Annotated in this window: 5 protein-coding genes; 3 read left to right on the forward strand and 2 right to left on the reverse strand. The window is 45.6% G+C overall.

What is annotated here, in order from left to right; all coding sequences use genetic code 11:
- Positions 1-19: 19 nt before the first annotated feature.
- On the reverse strand, positions 20-868 hold the full coding sequence (locus L1D44_RS17095) for a LysR family transcriptional regulator (RefSeq protein WP_239892534.1): 849 nt from the start codon (positions 866-868) through the stop codon (positions 20-22).
- Positions 869-1,083: 215 nt separating this feature from the next.
- Between L1D44_RS17095 and gntH the strand changes: the two genes are divergently transcribed.
- From gntH to L1D44_RS17110, 3 genes are all read left to right on the forward strand, one after another.
- Positions 1,084-2,691: a guanitoxin biosynthesis MBL fold metallo-hydrolase GntH gene (gntH, locus tag L1D44_RS17100; protein ID WP_239892535.1), complete on the forward strand. Its 1,608-nt coding sequence runs from the start codon at positions 1,084-1,086 to the stop codon at positions 2,689-2,691.
- A 76-nt stretch (positions 2,692-2,767) separates the two neighbouring features.
- Complete coding sequence (locus L1D44_RS17105) at positions 2,768-3,340, forward strand: hypothetical protein (protein WP_239892536.1); 573 nt, start codon at positions 2,768-2,770, stop codon at positions 3,338-3,340.
- 535 nt (positions 3,341-3,875) lie between these two features.
- On the forward strand, positions 3,876-4,787 hold the full coding sequence (locus L1D44_RS17110; protein WP_239892537.1) for a DMT family transporter: 912 nt from the start codon (positions 3,876-3,878) through the stop codon (positions 4,785-4,787).
- A gap of 520 nt (positions 4,788-5,307) precedes the next feature.
- Here L1D44_RS17110 and gltS read toward each other — a convergent pair.
- Positions 5,308-6,531, reverse strand: a complete 1,224-nt coding sequence (gene gltS, locus L1D44_RS17115) for a sodium/glutamate symporter (protein WP_239892538.1) — start codon at positions 6,529-6,531, stop codon at positions 5,308-5,310.
- Positions 6,532-6,681 lie beyond the last annotated feature (150 nt).

A 6,681-nucleotide genomic window follows, 5' to 3' on the forward strand; every position in this document is an offset into this window, starting at 1 on the left:
CTCGCTCATGTTAGGCCTATTATGCCTTGTTGTTATCTTGGGTAATGGCTTGGCGAAGTTGGTCACGCTTTACTTTGTGAAAGGGGTCCTGAGCATAACGTCTGTGGTAAATCATTGATAATGGCACTGGCTTGATGGCAAAAGGAAACTCATGGATTTGCAGTGACAGCTTATCGGCAAGCTTTTCAGCAATTGAACGTGTTGATGCCGCAATATAGTCACTCTCAGCACATAACGACAACATACTGGCTAATGAACCTGTTTCGATGATGACCTTACGCTGTGCAATTGGCGTTTCTGATAGATTTTCTATGGTATTTAAGTTATTGCGACGAACCTTAAGTGCGATATGTTGCTCGGCAAAGTACTGCGCGAGTGTGAGTTGTGATCGTATCCTCGGGTGATCACGACGAGTTAAACACACAGCTTGTTCGTGATGAAAGGTTTCGACAATGAGTGAGGCTTGTTTGCTCGACATGACATCAATCACGAGATCGACTTTTTGGCTAACAAGATCGTCAAAAATGGTGCTTTCGTCTAAAGGAGTTTCACTAAACTGAATCTGTTCAATGTGGTTGACATAATGAATTACAGATTCACTGCAATACAGGTGTAACTGCTGTTGCTGGTGTTCGACGCTATCCAGTATATGTAGCGGCGCTTCAATTTTATTTGCTAAGGCTACTGCCGCTCCTGTTGCTGCAATTCCTCTGCCTTCTCTTACAAATAATTGTCTGGCTACGACTTTCTCTAATCGTTTTAAGGCGGCACTGACGGCTGGCTGAGTAAGGCCAAGCTCCTCTGCTGCAACCGTAATCGAGCTATGTTTATACACTGACAAAAAAGTTGTGAGTAGATTGAGATCCATCACTATTCTCCATGGCACGTAAATATGCACTTAGCGGTAAGGGCAACTTTCTTTCACTAAGTCATGAGCGATTCATAAATCAAATTTATGTTTTAAGCTAATTTAGCACTATATATCAAAATATAGCTGCTGGTTAATATTTGTTCCATCGAGAGGTGGGAGCCACTCTCGCTAGATTTCAAACTTAACTCTTACGACTCAAAAAGGTGGAACTTATGAGAATATTTGCCAAGTTATCAGTGCTATCAAGCGCACTGGTTTTTGCCTCTTCAGCTATTGCAACAGAACCTATGCAGCAATATCAATTGCAGCAAAAGGAGAGTCAGTTAGCACACTCTCAAACTTATGAATTTAAAGATTCGCAATCGCTAGAGGAATATAGAAAACAGCAACCAGAGGGCAAGCTCTACTCTAGTGAGGAAGAAGTTCTAGCGGTACTGGCTGGTGGGGTTAACAACCATCCGGCTCACGGCGATAAAGGCTGGAAAGAAGGCCTGATGTTTGAAGGCATCGCTCCTTACGGTGACCATATGGTGTCAGGAGCTAACTGGTATCCTCGCACAGAAGAGGTACAACCCAATGAGATGCGAGTGACCTTTATGGGGACTTCGCCGATGATCCGCCCAGGCCAAGCCAATACGTCGATTTATGTGGAGTTAGGGAATGGTCAGAACTTTGTTTTTGACTTAGGCGAAGCTTCTATCGCTAATTATGTGGCAGCTGGTGTGGCACTTAACGAGCTAGACCAGATCTTTATCACCCACCTACATGTAGATCACTTTGGTTCACTGCCTTACTTATACCAGTTTGGTGGTTGGAATGGTCGCTGGGAAAAGCCGTTGAATATCTATGGGCCTAGTGGAGCGACGCCAGAGTATGGGACGCGCCATATGGTTGAAGGGATGAAGCAGATGCTAAATTGGCATACCGATGCATTCGATGTCTTCCCCGCTGGAAATGATATCGTGGTGCATGAGTTTGATTTTCGTGATGATGGTGGAGTGATTTATGAAAAAGACGGTGTTGAAGTCATACACTGGCGTCGCAGCCACGCTAAAGATGGCGCATCGGGTTACCGCCTAAACTGGACCCAAAAAGATGGTCGGGTGTTATCTATGGTTTGGACGGGAGATGGTCGACCCACTGAGCTTGACCTTAAGTATGCTAAAGGTGCCGATCTATTTATCACCGAATTGCAAACCGAAACCTTTGGCATTTCATCCATTATTCAAGGTGTACCGCCATTCTTAGCCCGCTATACCGTCGATACTCATCACACGCCAGCTTATGCGGCGGGTTATGTGGCAAATGAGGTGCAGCCGCGGCTGTTTATGACCACGCACATGACTTTTGACCCTTACCTCAATGAAGAGACGGTGGCAGAAGTGCGCGAACACTGGAAAGGACCGTACCACTTTGGCGCACCAGATGGCATTGTCGTGAACATGACGAAAGATAATGCATGGGTACGAGAGGGGATTTTGCCCGACTTCCCTAACGCACGAGCACCGCAGTTCGATATGGCAGACGGTTCAGAGTTTAGAGTGCCGATGCCGAAAAAACAGCGTAAGGATATTCAGCAGCAGGAGATCCGTGACCTCGAAATTGACCCGAAACTTTACTACCCAGAAGGCTATCACCCTGAGTTGATGCAGGAGTGGCCAGTTGAGCGAGATATTGTTATCCCAGCTGAAGATGTGCCTGAAGCTATGAAGAAAGGCATGAACACCAAACAGGAATATATGGATAGAATGCGCGAATACCACGGTTTAGAAAGAGAGTCGGTCACTCGACCAACAGAAGCAACACCGACAGATAAGTAACGCACTGAGTTAGCAACATCAAGCGGTATGGCTGGCATTAACTCAGCCATACCACCATTTAAAACAGGAGCAAACGATGAAAAAGCTAGTTAGGTTAATGTTAACTACATGCATGCTATGTTCTATCACTAGCGCTTATGCTGAACATCAACACTCTGCAGCTGAGCTTCATGGACACGACCATTCGCATGACAGCCACTCAGTTAACGGCCACTCACATAACGGCAATGGTCACTCTCATAACAGTCACAACCATTCTCACAATCATTTTAACCCAGCGCTAGAGCAGCGCGGCGACGAGATTATTGGCTTAACCGTATGTTATAAAAATGGTTATTTAGCTGATAATGAACAAGAGGTTGTCTTTAGTAATTTGATTGAACTTGTCGGTGTGACGGGGGAAGAGCTAGGGATGTATTACATGGACAGTTTAGGCGCTGAAGCAGAAATTATAATGAGTAATGATGAGGCTCGCAGCCTATGGGATAAGCAATATTGTGGTGAGCTGATAACAAGTTATCTTGATAAGCAGCAACTCGAGGCAAAACGGAATGAACAGATTGGCTCAATGTATGAAACTGATCATACGGTATCGCCTGAGTTGCTACAGCAGGACATTGAGCAGGGTCGGTTATTGAGTATTCAGTAAACGTTTCCACCTAAAAATGGCGGGGGCTTCGGCCCCCACTGTTTTTATAATGTAGCTTTTATTATCACTATTAAGCTTTAGTGGGAAACCTCAACGTTGTCGCTGCATATTACCGATGTGAATTGTAAGGATGCGCCACAAACGACTAGAGCAATAAAATACGCTGTTCGTGCAGCTTTTTTAAAGGTGTACTCAATTCATACCGATAAGCGGAGCAAAACTTTACACTTAGCTTCATAGAGTAGATTGGTTTGCTCGGCATTAGTGGCCAATTTTGATTTGCCTAACAGCATTAAGTATGGCTGCCCACTGGCAGCGTATGAGCGGCGAGGAGTGAGGTTTTACGATTCGAGTTAGTATTGCCTGTAGCTTTAGAGTGCTTATTTACATTAAAATTGGCTGTTAGATTATGAATAGCAATCCCATTGATACGGGATTGCTATTTTGTTTTTTACGCAGCGTATTTTATTAAACAGTGCTGCGTGCAGAGATCCCATTTCAATTGGCTATTAGCCCCTTTTTAAGAGTGCAAGTAATGCGCGGTGTTATATATCTTTTTATCGCCACCCTGTTGGCTGCGGTGGGCTGGGTTGCCTCAAAAATTGTGGTGCAGTCTATGCCTGGGGAGCTATTTATTGGCTCGCGCTTTCTATTAGCAAGTCTAGTTTTACTGCCTTTTTGCTATAAGAGTCTGCTGAAGCTCAGCATGAGACAGGTGTTATCGGCCTGTGGGGTTGGGGTCTTTTTAGGTGTAGCACTGCAGGTTTGGGTCTATGCGGTAGCGATCAGTGACAGCTTGTCTGAGGGCGCATTTATCATGAGCCTGGCAATGATCATCGCTCCGCTGACCGCCTGGTTACTGTTTCAAGTTAAACCCAATCGCGCCTTTTGGATAGCCTTGCCCGTGAGCACTACTGGCATGATGTTACTGAGCTTAACTAACGGTTGGCGAATGGAGGCGAGTCAGGCGCTGTTCTTACTGGCTGCGGCATTACTCTCAGTTCACTTTGTGATGAACAAGCGAATCAGTGGCAACCTTAAACCACTGGTTTCTATCTGCTTGCAGCTATTTGTGGTCGGTTTAGTCGGCTTGGTGTACTCGCTTTACACCCAGCCCCATAGCATAGGCTTTTCCAGTAATCTGATTATCTGGTTTGCGATTTCGACCTTAATCGCTACCTCCGTGCGTTATTTATTGCAGACTATGGGGCAGTACAAGGTGAGCATGGAAACGGCGGCGCTGTTGATGATCTTAGAGCCCGTTTGGACGCTGCTATTGAGCATTACTATGCTGGGAGAGACGCTTGAGCCGCAAAAATTGATAGGCGGTGGAGTGATCTTCTTGTCGCTGTTTCTATATATCAAATTGTCGCGACGCTTTGCGAAGGCGGAGCAAGCTAAAATGGTACAAGCAAAGACGGTAACAGCCGAACGGCCTGCGGCCTAGGGAACGTGACTGCGTCACTCACAGAACGCTGCGCTTACGGAAAAGATGGGGAAAGCAAAGAAAGGTCCTAGGTGCTAGGTTTTAGGAAAGGCTAAGACGGTACAAGCAAAGACGGTTAAAGCTAAGAGGATTAAAGCTAGGATAAGAAAAGCAGGTTTAGTGCTGTTTGTTGTAGGTCGGGTTTTAGCCCGTCACGCTGTTGCATTTCCTAGCAGGGCGGAGCCCGTCCTCGAAGCGAAGCGCCCTAGAGACTAGGACCTTTCTTATAAAGCAAAGACGATGAAAGCTGAGATAAGAAAAGCAGGTTTAGTGCTGTTTGTAGTAGGTCGGGCTTTAGTCCGTCATGCTTTTGCTCTTCCTAGCAGGGCGAAGCCCGCCCTCGAAGCGAAGCGCCCTAGGACCTAGAACCTTGTTTAAAAACGAAGCGCCCTAGAGCCTAGGATCTTCTTTAATAAAGCAAAGACTAAAAAGCCAGCTAATCGCTGGCTTTTTATTGGGCTAATGAATGTTGGATTCTAAGCTAGCCAACAAAAACCATGAAACCTTTTAGGATCAGCGCATTGACGATGTCCACGAAGAAGGCGCCAACAATTGGCACGACCATGAAGGCTTGTGGTGATGGACCGGTTCTCGATACTAGCGCGCCCATGTTCATCACGGCTGTTGGCGTTGCACCTAGACCAAAACCACAGTGACCGCCAGCCATTACGGCGGCATCATAGTTGCTGCCCATCATTTTAAACGTCACGAAGTAGGCAAATAACGCCAGTACCGCAGTCTGTACCACTAAGATGATCAGTAGTGGTATCGCTAGGTCAAAAATCTCCCACAGCTTTAGGTTCATCAAGGCCATAGAGAGGAATAGCGCTAAGGACACAGAACCGAGCACATCGACACACTCACTGTTGACCTTATAGCGACCAGAAATCTCGGTAAGGTTAGTGATGATCACACCAATAAATAGTGCATAGACAAACTCAGGCATTTTCAGCCAGCTTGCACCAATAGCCTCAATGAATGCACTAGTCCATTTCGCACCTGCCACACACAGCAGCATGATAAACAGCACTTCTAGAACGCTTTTGGCTGTCACTCTGTCTTCTTCAAGCTGATCATAGGTCACTAGATCTGGATGGTCTTTATGGTGGTTGCCGCCAATTCCGTATGACGATACTAGATTATTCTTACTGATGAGGCGCTGCGCTACAGGGCCGCCGATAATGCCACCCATCACCAAGCCAAATGTTGCTGCTGCCATGGCAAACTCTAGAGTGTTGATACCATACTCACTTTGGAAGGTATCGGCCCAAGCAGCACCTGTACCATGTCCACCAGACAGGGTAATCGAGCCCGCAATCAAGCCCATAAAGGACTCAAGACCTAATACATTAGCTAGGCCAACACCGACGATGTTTTGGATCACGATGAACAGTGAGGCTACACCTAGGAATAGAAATACCTTACTGCCACCCTTGAGTAAAAGTTTGTAGTTCGCCGCTAAACCTACGGTGCTGAAGAACATCAACATTAAGGTGCTTTGCATCGATAGGCTAAATGCCACCGTAATATTGTTAAAGTGCAGAACTGTAATTATTGCGGCAATGATTAAGCCGCCAACGATGGGTTCGGGGATATTATATTTCTTTAAGATTGGAATATAACGATTGACCGTGTGGCCAATAAATAGCACTAGAATCGCGACTAGAAATGACTCTAGTTCGCCAATTGTAAAGACTGTATTCATATGACTCCTACAAAATAGAGTAAAGCGTTACTTTTTAACTATCAATTTGTTACTAAGCTTTTATTTTTATTGAGCTATTTTTGATTCTATTACGCCTTTGTCGGCGGCATATACTGCCACACTTATTTATCTATGGGATATCTTTGAAAG

This window comes from Shewanella sp. Isolate13 (genome assembly GCF_022398325.1).
GTDB lineage: Bacteria > Pseudomonadota > Gammaproteobacteria > Enterobacterales > Shewanellaceae > Shewanella.